The following is a 17481-nucleotide window of genomic DNA, read 5'->3' as shown; positions in this document are numbered from 1 at the left end:
TGAACGTATGAAAGATGCTGAATCGATTCCCGTCCCCCTGAAAGACGGAATGAGGCCAACCGATTTGCTGCGAGTAATCATGAGTATCCAATAGGAACTTGATACTTATGAGCGACTTCACCCCACTCGAACACTATGGTCTCATCGGCAATCTCGAAACGTGTGCACTCATCGATCCGAGTGGGTCGATTGACTGGTTCCCCTTCCCGCACCTCGAGTCGCCGAGTATGTTCGCCGCAATACTCGACCCCGACCGAGGCGGACGATTCCAAATCAATCCTACTAACTCATTCGACAGCATCCAGCAGTACGTTGGCCGAACGAACGTCTTGGAGACCACCTTTCAAACGTCTACCGGAACAGCGACGATAACTGACTTCATGCCGCCGGCCGGGGAGACCGACCACCCCAAGAAAGTGCTCTACCGGAAGGTGGACTGCACCGACGGAACGATTGAGCTTGAGGTGAACCTCGAACCCCGGTTCGATTACGACCGCGCCGAAATCACACTCGAACCAACCGATAAGGGAGTTCGCGCCGAGGGTGCGGATGAACGGGCGGTACTTGAAGGCCCAATTTCGCTCGACATCCACGACGATCACGCAACCGGGACGGTTGCGCTGGAAGCGGATGAGACCGCGTGGTTCCTCCTGCGGTGTACTGGAACTGAGGACGCCGACACCGATCCAGCAGCGGCGCTGAGTCAAACCGTCGAGTTCTGGCGCGACTGGGCGCATACGTGCCCAGAGGACTCCGAATGTGTTTTCGGCGGGCCGTGGCACGACCTCGCGGTGCGCTCGGGATTAGTTCTCAAGCTGATGACCCACGTCGAAACGGGCGCCATCGCCGCCGCCCCGACCACCTCACTGCCCGAGGAGATCGGCGGCATTCGTAACTGGGATTACCGATTCTCGTGGTTGCGCGACACCGCCTTTACCCTCCAAGCACTGGCGAACCTCGGTCACACTGAGGAGGCTGGATCGTATTTCGAGTGGTTTCTCGATCTCTGCCAAGTCGAAAACCCGAAAGACATCCAGCCACTGTACGGGCTTCACGGCGAAAGCGACCTCACCGAAGAGGAGATCGAAGAGTTCTCTGGGTATCGCAACTCCCAGCCAGTACGGATCGGCAACGACGCGGCTGGCCAGCGCCAACTCGACATCTACGGCGAGATCGTACTCGCGGCGTATGATACCTCACGTGGAGACAATCGCTTAGATACGGAGGAGTGGGAGTCACTCCGGGAAATCATTGAGTACGTCCGGAAGGTCTGGGACGAAAAAGACGCGGGCATCTGGGAAGTCCGCGGCGACGCCCGCCACTTCGTCTACTCGAAAGTGATGTGCTGGGCTGCGCTCGATCGCGGGCTGGCGCTCGCCGACCAAAGAGGCTTCGAGGCTCCAATCGAAGAATGGCGACAGACTCGCGAGGAGATCAAAGAGACCGTCATCGAGCGTGGGTTCGACGAGGACCTGAATAGCTTCGTCCAGTCCTTCGACGGGACTGACACGCTCGACGCAACCGGATTGTTGATTCCGATAGTTGGGTTCCTGCCGTTCGACGATCCGCGCGTGCAGGGCACTATTGACGCCATCGACGACCGACTGGCGACCGACGACGGGTTGGTCCATCGCTACGATGGCGACGATGGGCTCCCTGGCGAGGAAGGAGCGTTCGTGCTGTGTTCGTTCTGGCTAATCGACGCACTCGTACTCTCAGGCCGGGTCAACGAAGCGCGTGAGCGTTTCGAGAACATTCTGGAATACGTGAGTCCACTCGGACTGCTGGCCGAGGAGATCGACGCCGAAACCGGGATACAACTGGGCAACTTCCCACAGGCATTCAGCCATATCGGTCTCATCAACTCTGCGTTGTATCTCGGCAGATCTGAGGGAAAAGAGCAACCTGATATCGAACCGATGGGGATCGAATCCGCGAACAGCGATACGACCACGCCCGACTGAACCAGCCTACCTTTCGGCTCGTTCGTGTCACTGCAACGGTCTCCACGCGGAAATGTCGCTGTCCCGACCGCCTCCGGAATCCAGTTTAAGACATGAAAAGCGACCACGTTCCGCACTGTACTCTCGACCGATGTACCGCGAGGCCTCGAAACCTTGGACGAGGGCGAAGAACCCGAGGATCTGTCGTGCGCCTTGGGTGGTCAGCGGCGGGTTGTAGTCGGGGAGCACCCAGTTCCCTGTTAGAGCTACTTGTATGTTGTACGCGTCGAATCCAATGATAATCGCCGAGACGGCCGCGAGGTTGAAGGCCGTCGTCCGCTCACTTAACTCATTGAATTTGTCCAGACCGCGGAGGAAAGCCGATCAGACCGAGAGCGACGAGTACCGCGACAGCAATTCCCGATCCGGACAGCGCGCCACCATCGAAATTAAAGGAGCCGACGATAATGAAAACGGTGACACCACCCAGTAGATGTAGATAATATGCAACGTTCACGACGGACGCTGCGATCAATGCTCCCCGGGAAGCATTTGACAAGTCGCGTAGAATTCATTTCTCGGTAGAAACTGGCTCGAGATACCGGATATTGTAGCGCATGACCACCCTGTTGCGTAGCCAAGCGCGCAGAGACCGGCCATCGTTAGCGGCGAATCGATCCCGGTGATGCCCACGATTATCGGCGTCATCGCAACGAACCCGATGTCCATGATATGAGCTAGTCGTCGTTTGGAATCTCTGCAGCACTGATTGATGCATCCGGCTCGAAAACAACGCTCGGATCAAGGTTGGCGAGTTCGTCACCCTGTCGGACGCGGTTCGGCCAATCGTGATTGGCTAGTGCAGCTGTCGCCTGTGTCACGAGATCAGCGCCATCAGCCAGTGCTGTGCGCGCTTTTTCCGGGTCGCCGAGTCCTCCATTCGTGATTATCACTGTTTCGCTGTATTGGTCAGCCAATTCGGTGAGCGTGCGACCGGTTTCGCCGAATGCGGGTTCGGTGACTTCTGGTTCAGTCACATGGATGTAGTCCGCACCAGCGTTGGTGAACGACTCAAAGACCGCTTTCGCAGTGTCTTCTTCATCGGGCCATGTCCGTTCTTCGTCAGTGACGGCAGTTTGGGAAGTGCGGACGCCAACAACGAACTCTTCAGGTGTCGTCTCTTGGATGGCTGCAATGATTTCTGCGGGAAAGCGTGCGCGGGCTTCTGGGCTGCCACCATATTTGTCATTACGCTCGTTTACCAGAGGGTCGATAAATGCGTGCAAGAGGTAACCGTTTGCAGCGTGGATTTCTACCCCCTCGAAGCCGGCTTTTGCGGCACGTTCTGCAGACTCAACAAAGCCAGTTTTCACCTCGCTGAGTCCACTCTCGTCTAGCTCAATGGCCGTTTGGTAGGCTCCAGAACCGCCGTATACCTCCGCCATCTCGCCCGGAGGCTGGTACGGAGACGGCGCTACAGTGTCGTCAACGTAACGATTGCCTTGTGCCTGTGGGCCAGCATGCATGAGTTGGGCAAAAAAGACGCTTCCCTCCTCATGGACTGCGTCGACGACTTCTTCCCATTCATCGGCTTGTGCGTCAGTTGCCAACCCCGGTTGGTTTGGATAGCCTTGGCTATGAGCTGTGTCTGTGTAAATACCCTCAGAAACAAGAAACGGAAAGCCACCACGAGCAAATGAGGTATAGTAGCGGGCCATCTCTCTTGTGGGATGCCCTTCTTCCGTTGCGCTCGTTCGAGTCATTGGTGCGAGGCCAACTCGGTTGTCAAGCGACAATCCATTGATATCGAACGACTCAAACAGTGTATCGTGCGTCATCGCGGTTTCATATGGTTCCTTCACATAAAACGGGGTGGTGGGAGTGCGCGCTCTCTACACGCCCAGTAGGTACCATGAAGAATCGGTGAACCGTACGAACCCGGCCGTGTGACTCGCAGTTCGCTCAGTACAGCGTGAACGCAGTCTGTCGTTGCTCCGCATTGTAGTACGCCTCAACGACATCCGTCTCTGTCCCCTCGCACTCGATTCCTTGCACGGTTCGTGTTGCTACTGAGAGTGTGAGCGGAGTGGTGTCGAACGGGGATGGCTCCACAGCCACTGACGACAGGCCGATCGGTTCGACTGTCAGCGAAATCGGTTCGTCGGCTGTCGATGGAGGCACTGGTCCGATCTCGGTCCGATCAAACGACAGCGCTCCACAGAGATACAACGAGAGCACGTCGAACGTTTGGAGCAGGAGATAGTTCGTCCAGAGTCGACTCTCCGTTGGGGACACATTCGTTGCTTCAGCGTCACCTGTCTCGTGCAGGTCTGCAAGGAACTCCTGTTCGTTCGGTCCTGCGTACGTGCTGTAGCGGCCCTCCTGTAGGTCGGCGAGGATCTCACGCTGGAACTGCTCTTGTTCGGTAACGAACGATTCGTACGGCGGATCATCCGATTGGTCGGGAATCGATGAGCGGACTCCGTAGCCGCCGCGACGCAGACCTGTCGCGTGCATCGACGTCAACAGTCCGGCATAGGCATCAACGTCGGTAACCCTCTCAATACCACGGGTGTAAAACTCTACCCACTCGTCGTCGGGAACGTTCGTGAAGCCTCGTGGCGTCCCCTCGTCAGTGAGATGTGGGCGCAGATCGTAGCTCTGCCAGCCGTGGTCGTGATGGTCAGCTGCGATACGGACCGCCGAACGGGGAGCAGGCTGATCAAACACGCCGTTACCCCAGTGGGCTGCTAGTCGTCCTGAGAGGGTCGCGTGGTCAGGCTGCGTGACGAACTGGTACTTGTCGCCGGTTTCAGCAATAATCATCGCTAGTTGCTTCTTGAGCAGCGAGTATAACTCTCCGGGTCTCCAGATATCCGGTTTGTGGGAAGGTTCAGGAACGAAGCAACAAGCATCGATACGCCAGTCCGGAAGAAGACGACTTTGAAATAGGAGATAGTCAACTTTCGTTCAGCCGTACGTCAAACTCGTAGTCAGGAGGTCCTTCGAGATCAAATGGTGATCCACCTTCTTCACGATAGTCGTACGTGTGGAGTATACTGAAAGAGCCAAAATCAGTCTGTGAGTAGAACTCGAAACAAGGGAATGAATCATGGCTACCTGTAAGACGGATACTGCCGTCTGCATTGACTGTAGCCTGTGCTTCGTAGCTGACTGGATGGGCGTGCTCAACTAATGGATTCGCTGCTTCTGTGCTCATGACGAGTTCACATCCATTGTTCCAATCGATATCAGTTACAGTGATTGCGGATGTGTCAGCCTTCCCTGTTCGGACTTTTGTACTGCCATCTGCTTGCTCAATTCGCTCTTTTGAGTGCCCAGTATTCGTGTATTCTAGACATTTCTGGCGAGAAAGGTCGATCACCACTTCCTGTTCGATACGGGAGCGACCAGTGTTGACGGCATATGGTGTGAAGCCACGGTCGTCCCCTTGGAACTGAATGGTTTCTTCCCCTCTGCGTGGCGAATCAAGCCAGGTCAGTGGGATGAATGTCGCGGCGCGTAGCTTGACGATATCAACCATGCGAGGAGGTCACTCTGCCAGCTGTATAATACTGACTTGGAAAGATCCTATTCGTCAAGTGGATTGACGAGATTTTCAGTCGGTGGAAGTCGCTCCGCGAGTCGTTCCTCTCCGTAGAGATTAGCAATCGCAAGTGCTGGAATCGCCCAGACAGCCAGTGTGATGAGTTGCATAGCGAGAGTAGGAGCACCCAATGTGGTGACTCCGGTTTGGATACCGCCACTGAGTACGGCGGCAGCCAAGACGCTCCCATTCGTGCTGTTGTAGATATACGTGAGGAGAACCGAGAAAATGACCAACGCCGGGATGTATACGACTATCGACAATGCCGAGAGGATTGAACCTGGGAACAACAACTGCGGCAGACTCCAGACCGCCCACGCGACACCGAGAATGACGCTAGCGACCAGCGCGTTGAATCGCCGCAGGACCCATGGAAGCGCGAACCCACGGAGCCCTGCCTCAAGACCGATGGCGTTGATAACGAAAGTGACGAGGACGAATATGTATCGACCATTGGTTAGCGGGGCGCGAAATGGAATACGCCACGGTGCGTTGATGAATAACGCCGAAGCGATTACAATGCCGACACTGCAGAGCATTGGGAGTAACAGCGCGAAACCATACCAGTGTGGAGCGACTCGCCATCGCCAGATCTGACTCGCCCATGATCGGAGATCACCACCAGTAAGCCAGATGAGAGCTGCCGCAGCGATCAATGGGCCGAAATAGGGAACAAATCCAAGGAAAAATGGGACGAATCCCAAACCAGCTGAAACGAGCCTCTGAGGTGGTATGACGAGCTGTGCACCCCACAGCGGCCACGAGATTCCGATACTCAATAGAAGGAAGCTCAAAACCGGCCGGTTTCGTGCAGTTCGGCGCAGTGTGTCCATATGCTCCCAACTGAATTTCAAGTGTAATAATCGTAAGGGCGTGCCTATCGCTTATGCTTGATCTGATCGTCCTGTTGAGCGGTCAATCTCTCCATCTCTGCATAAACATCTTTGTGAACCCTAACCGCCCTTTCGGGACCGGAGAGCTGGCAGGTAAGCCTCATGAAGTTCGATTTGGGCGCAAGAGACAGCTGCTGCCCGTGCTGGATACATCCTCTCGATCCAGCACGCCGCTCCCGCCAGAAAGTCGGCAGTTCGTACAAACTCTGCTGAATATAGGGCGCGTATCTTGCAGCATGAAATGTCTCTATTCATATATATCTCATAGTGCTCGTTCTACCGGTATGCGTCAAATTCTTTCCCGAATACGAGGAAGTAGCCAGTCCCAACTACACCAATCCCGGCTGCAATCGTGAAGGCGACCTCTGGATTGACGAATTCCCAGAGATAGCCTCCAAGGGCAGCACTCGGAATGACGACCGTGTTTCGCAGCAAGTAGTACGACCCGGCCACACGTCCGCCGGCTCCCTGTTCTGCGGGACCGACGATCAATGCCTTGTGTGAAGGGAGCCCTGCAAACCGCAGACCAGAAAACGCGAATACCACGATCAAGGCTGCCGCATTCGCGGGCGCGTTGATCAAGATGACCGGGACGATTGCGTAGACGGCAAACCCGAGCGCTACGACGGGCTTGAGTCCCACGTACTCGGCAATCTTGGCCGCAGGAGCCATCACCAACAGTGCGACCACCATCTCCACGCCCAGCAGGTAGCCGAAAAATGCCTCCGGCGACAGATCAACACCGTAGGAGAACCCGCCGAGTGAGATGGTGGTTTCCCAGCCGACCTGAAGGAACCGAGTGACCACGAGCACGAAGAACACGTAGACCATCCCGTTGGCGAAGCGAACGAGTGTATCACCCACCAACAGCGGGCGAAGTTCCTCAGGCATCTCGCGGAGGTCCCGTCGAATCTGCTCGATCCCCGCAAAGGAGTTACCGATTGTATCCTCGCTCGCGTCGTAGAGAAAATGCTGGACGACCGTTCCCAGAACACCGAACACGACTGCTACACCGAGGACGTACTGGAAACTCACCGTAAACTCGGGATGAAATCCAATCATGATGGCTGCCAGAACCGGTCCGATGAGGAACGCGACCCGTCGGAACGTCTCGGTGCTTGCAAAGCCCGCAGCCAGCCGCGAGGGATCGGTCGCCTGTTTGACGACCGCGAAGGTGGCCCCGAGTCCGAAGGACTTCCAGGCCTGTGCGAGAAACAGGCCGACGAAAATCCATACCCACGGTCGGATCGCCATCCCGGCGATCGTGATCGTTCCAAGCTCGGGGGCAAGCAACCAGAAGGCAAACCCGACGGTCGAAAGCACTCCGAAGACCGTGAGGGCGTACCGCGAGCCGATTCGGTCAGAGACCGCCCCACCAGGATACGGATAGACCGCAGAGATGAGATTCCCGAAGGTTCCGAACAGACCGACGACGAAACCCGATGCCCCGAGCGCAACTATGTACTCTGGGAGGTATCGACTCGTCATCTGAAAGCCGAGGCTGAACGCAAACATCGCCAACGAGAGCACCAGCACGTCCCGCTGGAGGGCGAAAAACTGCCGGAACGCGTCGATGGGCCCTGCGGCTTCGGCCTGCTCTTGGGCCATACCCAGGTATTCTCTCAGAACACATAAACTACTATCGATGAGGGGGGGGGGAGCTACCAGAGGTCGGTAGGATTGAACCCAGTGTGATGGATGCACGCTCTGTATCTCGCACGGCGTATCTATCGATTTTCTATAGTTTAAACAGAGCCACCGAACAAGAAGAGCGGATCAGTCCCCGTTCAGCCGCTCGCGTATCGCGCCGGCGATGTCGGTGTTGTCGACGGTGCCGTCGAAGAACTCGGCGTTCGGGCCGGTGGCGAAGGTCGGAACGTTCTCGGCGGTGTGGCCGGTCGACGTCCAGCCGAGGCGTATCCGGTGGTTAAGGATTTCGGCGACTGGCGTGTTGTACGCCCGCAGTTCGTCGAGTTCGGTGTCGAGCAGGTCGATGCCCGCCTCCTCTTGCATGATGGATGCCACCTCATCGCGCGATTCGGCCTCCTCGACCAGCGGTACGAGCGCGTCGGTGCTCGCCTCCAGTCCATCTAAGACGTCGAAGTTCACGTCGTAGGGTCCCCCGGAGCCGAGCGAGAGACCGCCCGTCTCGTGGTCGGCGGTCGTGATGACCGACGTCTCGCCGTGGGAGTCTGCGGCGTAATCGAGCAGTCGGCCGACCACGTCGTCGGCTTCGAGCTGTTCGTGGGCGACGACCGGGTAGTTCGCGTGGCCCGCGTGGTCGATGCGACCGGCCTCGACCATGAGGAAGAAGCCCTTCCGGCCGCCACGGGCTTCGAGAAGGTCGATCGCCTTCTCGGCCATCGCGCCGAGTCCGGGCTGGGTCGTGTCGTCGCTGTCCTGTCTGTCGAGCGTGTAGTTCAGGTGGTCGGACTCGCTGAACAGCCCGAGCGCCGGGGCGCTGTCGAGCGATTCGAGGTCGCTTTCGGTCGTGAGATATTGGTAGCCGTTGCGCTTGGCTTCGGCGACGAGGTCCGCATCGTCGGTCTCGCGGCCGTCGGGCAGGAAGTACGAGCGCGCGCCGCCGAAGAGGACGTCCACGCCGCCGTCGCGGACGTACTGTTTGGCGATCTCCTCTTCTTCGCCCCTGTCGGGGACGTGGCTGGCGAACGACGCCGGCGTCGCGTGTGTCATCCGCGCCGTGGTGACCAGGCCGACGGCGTAGCCCATGTCGCGGGCCCCCTCCAACACCGTCTTCTTGGGCACGAACTCGCCTGCATCGTTCTCGACGCCGCCGATCGCACCGTTGTAGGTCTTGTGGCCGGTCGCGATCGCCGTCGCGGTCGAGGCCGAGTCGGCGACGAACTCCTCGGGGTCGTCCGGGAAGGTGGTCGCCGAGCCGTGGGCGTCGTGGCGATCGACGTTGTACGTGGCGTCGGCGACGTTCAGCGGGAACGTCTCGGAGCCCTCTCGATAGGCCTTCAGATACCGTCCCAGATCGAGCTGTGCACGGCCCTGTCCGTCGCCGATGAACAGGATGACGTTCGTCGGCCCGTCGTCCCCATCGTTTTCGTCGTCGGTTTCGTCCGTGTCGTTCGCGTTCGCCGGTTTCGTTCCCTCCATTCCGAGCGCCGCGATGCCGGCCGCCGCGCTCGACCCCTTGAGGAAGGTTCGGCGCGTCGTGTTCGGTCCTTCGATCTCCTCGTCGGTGCCGCTCGTTCCCTTCGTCGTTGGTTTCTCGGACATCGAGCAAAAGCGCGACCACCGGCACCATGAAACTTACTACCAAGTAGTGATTTCAGACACGAGAACGGCTCGAAAAGTCTACTAGATGACACGAACACGAGGCGATCTTTCGGCCGTTCCGAACGGATAGACGACTCCCGTCCGAGTGGCCGACGGTTCGTCATCACCGCACGTCCCGATCGGACGAAATCCCACGGCGGTCGGAGCACCGATTCGATCCACCCGACAACCCCATACTACTGATAGCCCGTTCGATGGCCCGTCTTGAGCGGTTAGGTTAAACAACTAGTGTACATTTATAACCGGACGGTGGACGTGTTTTATATTGTGTCTGACAATTCGTTCGCTGAAGACGATGATACTTCGAAGAAGGGGACATCTGATGCCCTATCGAATGATTTAGCCGAGGACAATATCAGGACGAACGACCATCAGTCGCCGGATGGTCGGAGGAGAAAACTCTCCCGGCGCACGTATCTCGCCGCCGCTGGTGCCACGGTCGTCGGTCTCGGCTCGGTTGGAACGGCGACAGCAGCACGACACACGCTCGAAATCGTCGGCGTTGCCAACTACACCTCCTACTCGTTCGCCGTCTCGGGCGAAGTGCGTCCCGAGCGCGGCATCGGGGGCATCGACGAAGCCGACGGCCACTACGCCCACGGCGCGGTCGCCGACGGCGGGACCGACGTCTACACGTTTACGGGCGACCTCATTGCGTTCACGTTCGACGGCCGTATCGACGTCGACCTCGACGGCGGCCCCGCGCACGTCGGCCGGCGGCCGGATTATCTGTTCGAGATTCTTGCCACCGGACCCTACACTCGGTATGCGTTCGACGTGGGGAGCAACCTCGCTGCTCACGAAGGTATCGGCGGAAAGGATCGCATCGACGGGACACACGCCGAAGGTGCAATCAGCGGGGATGGTCGAGACGCATACCTGTTCGACGGCGACCTCGAAGCGTTCTCGCTGGATGGGCGTATCAACGCCTATCTCAATGGCCAACCGGCACACGTCGGTCGCCGCCCTGAGAGCGAGTTCCGCTATTCCAACGGTGGCGGCTCCGGCGGCGGTGATGGTGGCGACGGTGCTGCTTCGAACGCCGACCTCGAACTCGGCTACAACGCCCGCGCTCGCAGTCACGAGAAGGGAACCACCTACGAGAACTTCGAAGACGGTTCGAGGGGCTGGGAGGCCGTCTCCGGCCGCGTCGAGAGCGGAGCGGACTGGCAGGACCCGCCGAACGATTCCGGTTCCGCGACGCTGATCTCGGAGGGCGACAACGATCGGGTGGAGATGACCACGCGGACGTCGAGCGACAACTTCGCGTACCGCGACCTCTCGATGGCCGTCAGGCTCCGGGACGTCTCGAACGAGACGCTGCGCGTCGAACTCGCTGCCGGCGACGGCTCGGAGTTCCAGACCACGACCCGCTATCTCTCGGAAAAACACGGCTGGGTTCGCATCGGTCTCGGTCCGTCGGCGTGGTCTGGAACACCCGACATGGCCGACATCAACGAGTTCTCCATCTCCTGTTATACCGGGGCCAAGGAGTGTGAAATCGACGTCGACGACATCAGAACGACCCCGAAACGCGATTCCGGGGCCGTCCTGTTCGTCTTCGACGACGCCAATCGCTCCGATTACACGGTCGCGTACGACATGATGAGCGATCGCGGCATGGCCGGGACGAGCGCCATCATCCCTCGCGTGGTCGATGGCGACTCGAACAAACTCACACAGAGCCAGATCGACGAGATGGATAGTGCGGGCTGGGCGTGGGCAGCGCACCCACAGCGCGAGTCGGTCTCGGGCGGTCTCGGGTCGATTCCCGCCGACGAGGCCGAACGGGAGATGCGCGAGACGAAACAGTGGCTCCTCGACAACACCAGCGGCCGGGGAGCCAACACGCTCGTCTGGCCGTTCGGCGATTTCGACGCGGATGCGCTGAACATCGCCGGCGACTACTTCGACCTCTCGTTCGGCGGCGGCTCGTCCGTTTCCAATGGGACTCTCACCGAGGCGAGTTGGGTGCCGCGCGTCAACACCGACGACGTCGAGAACGCGCTGGACGCAATCGACCACGCCTACAAGACTGATACCGTCTGCGTGCTGATGGCCCACGGTCTCGGTGGCTCCCGACTGCCGGCGTCCGACTTCCGCCGTCTGCTCGACAGGGTCGAGTCGCGGGGACTGGACGTGCTGACCACGGCCGATTTCGCCGCCGAACAGTAAGGTCAGCGCTCGCTGTCGGGCACCACGACGACCTTGCCGAAGCCCTCGCGCTCTTCGAGCATCTCGTGGGCACGGGCGGCCTCGCTCATCGGCAGCGTTTCGCGGATGCGTGGCTCGAAAGTCCCATCCCACACGAGCGAGAGCACGTCGTCAACCTCGCCGAGGGTAGCCATCGTCGACCCGAGAATGTCGACCTGTTTCCAGAAGACGCGGTTGATGTTGGTCTCGGCTTTCGGTCCGGTGGTCGCCCCGCAGGTCACGAGCCGCCCGCCCTTGGCGAGACATTTGATGGAGTCCTCCCACGTCGCCGGCCCCACATAGTCGACCACGACGTCGACGCCGCGGCCGTCGGTGGCCTCGCGCATCTCGCTTGCGAAGTCGTTTTCGGCGTAGTTGATGGTGTGGTCGGCCCCGCACTCGGCGGCGTATTCCAACTTCTCGTCGGTGCTCGCGGTCGCGTAGACCTCCGCACCGGCGTAGTCGGCGATTTGTACTGCGGCCTGCCCCACTCCCCCGGAGGCACCCAGTACCAGGACGGATTCGCCGGCTTCGAGGTCGGCGCGGGTCATCAGCATGCGCCACGCGGTCTGGAAGGTCAGGGGCGCGGCCGCCGCGGTCTCCCAGTCCACGTCGTCGGGAACGGGGACGAGATTCGCCGCGGGCACGGCCGCCTGCTCTGCGTGTACTCCCCGAACGTGCTCGCCGATGAGGTGATAGCTCTCACAGAGCGAGTGCTCGCCGTGGCGACAGAACTCGCACTCGCCACACGAGATGCCCGCCGTGACCGCCACGCGGTCGCCGGGTTCGACGCGCGTGACGTCCTCGCCCACTTCCTCGACGACGCCCGCGGCGTCACTCCCCGGAATGTGGGGCATCTCCAAATCGACGCCCGGTAGCCCACGACGCGTGAAGATATCGAGGTGGTTCAACGCACCGGCCTTCACGTCGATGAGCGCCTCGTCCTTTCCCGGCTCGGGGTCGGGGAAATCGCCGTACTCGATGACGTCGCGGTCGCCGTGTTCGGTGAGTTGGACTGCCTGCATGGCCCACGATGCACGCGACGCGCGCAAAGCGGTTTCGGTATTTTCACTCACAGCGTCACGAGCACCGCCGACACGAGCGAGGCGACCAGGAGGACGGCACTCCAGAGCGCGACACGGGTGGCGAACCGACGGCTCGGCCCGACGATGGTGAGCGCGGCCTTGACGACGATGCTCGACGCGGTGGCGAGCAACACGGCGACGACGGCGGTCTCGCCGGCCAGACTCCCCGTGCGATAGAGCGACACGGCCGACGCGGTCGCGCCGGCGCTCGATACGAGCCCCGAGATGACCGCGGTCACGTAGAACCCCACCGCGCCGAGTTCGGATTGGGCGACCCCGCCCGCGAGCACCACGACCGCGAACATCGCGCCGAAGGCGAGCACGTTGCGCAGCGAGAAGGGGCTATCGAGGTCCATCTCGACGGGTGTATCCCAATCGGCGGTGACGGCGGCGACGGCGACGCTGCCGACGACGACCACCGCGAGCGGGACGAGCGCGCCAACGAGCACGTTCGGCAGGGTGAACGCGAGCACGATAGCGAGGTTGCGAAGCGCCATCGCCGCGTCGGCGAGCAACACGGCCGCAACCGCATACGAGGTCGTCGAGGGGTGCTGGCGCACCGACTCCAACATCGTGCCCACGACGGCCGTCGAGGAGGCCAGTCCCCCGAAGAAGCCCGTGACGGCGATGCCCCGGCCGCCGTAGTTCCTGACGATGGCGTAGTTGACGATACCGATGGCGGCGACCGCGACCACCATCAGCCAGACGACGCGCGGTTCGATCTCGACTCCCAGTCGGCCGGAGCCGATCGTGACGTCGCCGGTCGGCAAGAGGGGGTAGATGACGAACGCGAGGATGGCGAACTCGGTCGTCGAGCGGAGTTCCTCTCGGGAGAGACCACCCGCGAACGTGTGGAGTTCGCGCTTGAGCACCAATAGGAGCGAGGAGAGGACGGCGACGGTGACGCTCTCGATGACGAACCCCGAGGCGGTGAGCGCGCCGACACCGTAGGCGACCAGCATCGAAACTGATGTAGTGAGCGACAGACCGAGGTCCTCGTCGCCCAGTCCCTGTATCGCCAACACGGTGCCCTGCACGATGACGAGCACGCCGCCGACCGCCAGCAACTCCTCGTAACCGAGAATAGTGAAGACCGCCCCAAGCAGGCTGATGAGCGAGAAGGTGCGAACGCCAGCCGGTTTGTCCGACCACTCGCGTTCGAGTCCCAGGAACAACCCGAGCGCGCCGGCGAGGGCGATGTGCGCCACCGGACTGTCGAGCGGGGCGGCGAACTGCAACGGGGGGAGCACTGACTGGACCATCCCGGCCGACGAATAAACGTCCGTCGGCATTCTGTCGACCCGCTACGCACCCTCGTCGACGAACCCGAGTCCGGCCGGGGCGGCGGGCGCGACGAGCGGGCTTTCGGGGAGTCCCTCCTGGGGTTCGGGGTCGTTGTACCCGCCGGGCGCGACGTCGTTCGGTCCGTCGGGGTAAAACAGCGAGGCGAGCGTCTGGATGTGCTCGCGGCCGACGCCGAGTTCGAACTGGCCGCCGCCGTAGAGGCGGATGTCGCGTTCGAGGCAGTGTTCGATGCTGTCGAGCAGGCTCTCGACGGTACCGAATCGGGAGGGCTTGACGTTGAGCCAGCGCGGCTCGAAAGGCAATGACTCAATGCTCTCGACGCTGGTGATCGGGTGGTCCCAACTGACTCGGTCCTCTTCGTTGACGAACAGTTCGCGGGTCTCGTTGGTGAGTCGCGGGTCCTCGACGATCGCATCGGGAAAGCCGGCGAGGACGCGCCGGTAGAGGTCGACGTCGGCGGGGTTGTCCACCTCGGTGCCCTCGTAGGTCCCCTTCAGATCGAGGATTCGCACCGCGCCGGTGGCCGCGAGGTCCGCGACCAGTTCGTCGGTCCACTCGGGCGTCGGGTCGAGTTTGAACTCGCTTTCGGGCTGGATGGCGAGCCAGTCGTCGACGCGGTCGGTCGTGGGCGTGTCGCCGAGGCGCGTGCTGATGACGAAGCGGACGGGATCGTATCGTCTGTCGAGCGCGCTCCCGAGGGTGGTTTCGGACTGGCGGAGCGCCAGATCGAGCGCGGCGCTTTCGAGCGCCCACCGGCGATAGCTGTGGAACTCCTCGCGGTCCGGGTCGCGTCCGAAAAAAAGGTCCACGTCGTCGAGCGCCGCCGAGAACGACCGGAGTGTATAGTCGCCAGCGAGGTCCCAGTCGGGGTCCGTCTCGCGGAGGGCGTCGTGCTCTGCGGTGTCGTAGGTCACGTCCTCGCCGCGGCCGGTGTGGCTATCGCCCCGAAGCGACACGACGGTGGTCGCCCGCGCGAACCCGCTCGACGTCTCGCGCTCGTGGCGTTCGAGACCGTGCTCTTCGACGCGAAGCGGCAGGTCGGCGACGTGCTCGTACAGCGTCATTCGTGCCCGTTCGCACCCTCGATGCATGAGGATACCGGCGCTCTCCTCGCCGAATCGCTCGGGGACGCTGCGACGGCCGGATATAAGTCATCGGCGGCTGTGGAAGCGTCATGACCATCTACACAGGTCGTGGCGACGCCGGCGAGACGGATCTCCGGACGATGGACCGCGTCTCGAAGGCCAATCCCCGAATCGAGGCCTATGGCACCGTTGACGAGGTGAACGCGACCGTAGGACGGGTCCGCCCGACGGGTCACGAGGACGTGGACGAGCAGCTGCGCGCGATACAGAACCACCTCCACATCGTGCAGGCCGACCTCGCCAACCCCGACCCCGACGAGGACGACCCCCAAATGACCGCCGAGCGCGTCGAGCAGTTGGAGGAGTGGATAGACTCGTACGATGAAGAACTCGAACCCCTGCGCTCGTTCATCCTCCCGGGAGGCAGCGACAGCGGTGCGCGCCTCCACCACGCCAGAGCGGTCTGTCGGCGGGCCGAGCGCCGCGCGGTCGCGCTCGCTGGTGAGGAAGCGATCAACGAGCAAACCGTGACCTACCTGAATCGGCTCTCGGACGCCCTGTTCACCCTCGCACGTGTGGTGAACCAGCGCGATGGAGTGAGCGAGGAAGCGCCCGACTACTGAAGGCAACGTTTATCTTTCGCGGTCGGAAATCGCCTGTGAGGGGTCGGTGATCTAGGCTGGTTATGATACCTCCTTCACACGGAGGAAGTCGGCGGTTCAAATCCGCCCCGACCCATCCACCTTTTGCTGCGGTTGCTCGCTGCGCTCGCTCCCTCGCAAAATCTGGACCAAAAGCCTCCTCCCTCCCGTTGGTCGGTCGTCGGTCCGCCCGCTTACTGCGTTCGCTCGCGGTCGGAGCGCTGACACAACCGCAGCAGATTATGTCCTTATAGAACCATAATTCCCCGATTATTGCGAGCTGTGAACGTAAATAGGTGCCTTTCACCAGAGTCCATCAAATTCAGCGGTGAGTCCACAGCGCTCTGCAAACTGCTCAACATAGCGCTGTTTCGCCTCGCGATTCAAACTCGTGAAGACGTAGTAGTCGTCAGAAACCGGTCTGTATGTATTCATTTCACGTCCAGATGGATGACGCGGTTCAGTATTGAGAAGTGCGTTCTTTTCGCCTGGAACGTATGGAAGCGACTCGATCTCGTCCAGCAACGCCCGTTCAGAAATGAGATGATCGACAGCAGCAGCCATCACCGCACTTTGATTTGGTTCACTAAACGTTTCGACAACTGTCTCGTTATCGACGAGTGTAATCATGTACTGCGATTCGCTTTCGGCCTCGTCGTGTCGCTCTCCGCCGTCGTGCTTGTGCTCTCCCTGCACATCGCTCGCACTTTCAAGCGTATTAGCCAGCTCGTCGATATATTCCTTCGATACAGCCTGAATCTCCTGTGCTGGAATGTCGCCTATTTCATCCGTGACGACTTGCGTCACTCGCTCAGCGATGCGTTCCTTTTCGCTCCGAAGTGTTCGGACGGCGTTTCTCGTCGTTTCCATGCGTTCGGCGATACTGTTCGCTTCACCCGATTCGACGAGTTCTTTCGAGAGAAGTTCGAGTAGCTCTCGATTCTCGGCGAGTTCCGTAAGCGTGAACGAACCCAACAGGATTTCCTCCGGACGATTGCTGTCCGTTCGCCGTTTCAGTATCTCGAAGGTGGTTCCGTTCGTCAGCAGTCCCCAATCGACACCGGTCTGTCGCATGTAACTCGCCAACTGTTTCCTGTCGGAATCAGTCAGCGCGCTATCACATCCTTTGGCTTCGATGAATACGACCGGTGCTCCTTCCAGTATGAGGGCGTAGTCCGCCCGCGTGTTCCCACGGCCGATCTGCATCGAATATTCGAGTTCGACTTCCGAAGAATACACGTCCCAGCCAAGCAGTTCGATCAGTGGTCTGATGAGTTTCGCCTTCGTGTTCTGCTCATCCATCTGCGGCGATGATTCGATGAGTGGCTCCGACCGTTCGACGTACGCCGCTACGTCGCTCTCATCCATTCTTGTTCCCGAAAACTACCGCATACGATTTAAATCATTGTTTGGAAAGCCACGA

General features: G+C 60.3%; 14 protein-coding genes and 1 tRNA gene. 5 read left to right on the top strand and 10 right to left on the bottom strand.

Annotated elements, in window-relative coordinates; translation table 11 throughout:
• The first annotated feature begins 107 nt into the window (after nt 1–107).
• Together ACP97_RS06140 and ACP97_RS06135 are read left to right on the top strand one after the other, a co-directional pair.
• Complete coding sequence (locus ACP97_RS06140; RefSeq protein WP_049996946.1) at nt 108–1964, top strand: glycoside hydrolase family 15 protein; 1857 nt, start codon at nt 108–110, stop codon at nt 1962–1964.
• A gap of 274 nt (nt 1965–2238) precedes the next feature.
• A complete protein-coding gene (locus ACP97_RS06135; protein WP_049996945.1) occupies nt 2239–2436 on the top strand; it encodes a hypothetical protein in 198 nt (65 codons plus the stop codon).
• Between the two features lie 244 nt (nt 2437–2680).
• Here the strand turns inward: ACP97_RS06135 and ACP97_RS06130 are convergent, their stop codons facing one another.
• The 6 genes from ACP97_RS06130 to ACP97_RS06110 form a co-directional block, all read right to left on the bottom strand.
• Nucleotides 2681–3781 carry an oxidoreductase gene (locus ACP97_RS06130; RefSeq protein ID WP_049996944.1) on the bottom strand — a complete coding sequence of 367 codons (1101 nt, stop codon included), beginning with the start codon at nt 3779–3781 and terminating at the stop codon, nt 2681–2683.
• Between the two features lie 124 nt (nt 3782–3905).
• A complete protein-coding gene (locus tag ACP97_RS06125) occupies nt 3906–4769 on the bottom strand; it encodes a DUF3891 family protein (protein WP_049996943.1) in 864 nt (287 codons plus the stop codon).
• A gap of 133 nt (nt 4770–4902) precedes the next feature.
• Nucleotides 4903–5487, bottom strand: a complete 585-nt coding sequence (locus ACP97_RS18960; protein WP_079977558.1) for a DUF3238 domain-containing protein — start codon at nt 5485–5487, stop codon at nt 4903–4905.
• 47 nt (nt 5488–5534) lie between these two features.
• The gene (locus ACP97_RS06120) at nt 5535–6383 is read right to left on the bottom strand and encodes a CPBP family glutamic-type intramembrane protease (protein ID WP_079977557.1); all 849 of its coding nucleotides are present in this window, start codon (nt 6381–6383) and stop codon (nt 5535–5537) included.
• Nucleotides 6384–6719: 336 nt separating this feature from the next.
• Nucleotides 6720–8051: an MFS transporter gene (locus ACP97_RS06115; RefSeq protein WP_049996941.1), complete on the bottom strand. Its 1332-nt coding sequence runs from the start codon at nt 8049–8051 to the stop codon at nt 6720–6722.
• Nucleotides 8052–8219: 168 nt separating this feature from the next.
• Nucleotides 8220–9689 carry an alkaline phosphatase gene (locus ACP97_RS06110; protein WP_049996940.1) on the bottom strand — a complete coding sequence of 490 codons (1470 nt, stop codon included), beginning with the start codon at nt 9687–9689 and terminating at the stop codon, nt 8220–8222.
• A gap of 327 nt (nt 9690–10016) precedes the next feature.
• Between ACP97_RS06110 and ACP97_RS06105 the strand changes: the two genes are divergently transcribed.
• Nucleotides 10017–11924: a polysaccharide deacetylase family protein gene (locus ACP97_RS06105; protein WP_049996939.1), complete on the top strand. Its 1908-nt coding sequence runs from the start codon at nt 10017–10019 to the stop codon at nt 11922–11924.
• A 2-nt stretch (nt 11925–11926) separates the two neighbouring features.
• On the opposite strand, the gene ACP97_RS06100 is transcribed toward ACP97_RS06105, so the two are convergent.
• From ACP97_RS06100 to ACP97_RS06090, 3 genes are read right to left on the bottom strand one after another with little or no spacing between them, the layout of a single operon-like run.
• Nucleotides 11927–12967 (bottom strand): zinc-binding dehydrogenase, encoded by a 1041-nt coding sequence (locus ACP97_RS06100; protein WP_049996938.1) that lies wholly within the window; start codon nt 12965–12967, stop codon nt 11927–11929.
• A gap of 47 nt (nt 12968–13014) precedes the next feature.
• Nucleotides 13015–14289 carry an MgtC/SapB family protein gene (locus ACP97_RS06095; protein ID WP_202593571.1) on the bottom strand — a complete coding sequence of 425 codons (1275 nt, stop codon included), beginning with the start codon at nt 14287–14289 and terminating at the stop codon, nt 13015–13017.
• A 42-nt stretch (nt 14290–14331) separates the two neighbouring features.
• Nucleotides 14332–15396, bottom strand: coding sequence for an enolase-like domain-containing protein (locus ACP97_RS06090; protein ID WP_049996937.1), 1065 nt, complete (start codon nt 15394–15396; stop codon nt 14332–14334).
• A gap of 110 nt (nt 15397–15506) precedes the next feature.
• On the opposite strand from ACP97_RS06090, the gene ACP97_RS06085 reads away from it, so the two are divergent.
• Entirely contained in the window at nt 15507–16040 is a 534-nt protein-coding gene (locus ACP97_RS06085; protein WP_049996936.1) for a cob(I)yrinic acid a,c-diamide adenosyltransferase, read from the top strand.
• Nucleotides 16041–16080: 40 nt separating this feature from the next.
• Nucleotides 16081–16155, top strand: a tRNA-Val gene (locus ACP97_RS06080).
• A gap of 206 nt (nt 16156–16361) precedes the next feature.
• On the opposite strand, the gene ACP97_RS06075 is transcribed toward ACP97_RS06080, so the two are convergent.
• Nucleotides 16362–17426, bottom strand: coding sequence for a type I restriction enzyme HsdR N-terminal domain-containing protein (locus ACP97_RS06075; protein ID WP_049996935.1), 1065 nt, complete (start codon nt 17424–17426; stop codon nt 16362–16364).
• Nucleotides 17427–17481: the final 55 nt, after the last annotated feature.

It is taken from the genome of Halococcus sediminicola (assembly GCF_000755245.1).
Lineage (GTDB): Archaea > Halobacteriota > Halobacteria > Halobacteriales > Halococcaceae > Halococcus > Halococcus sediminicola.
This window is presented reverse-complemented; position numbering and strand designations above follow the sequence as displayed.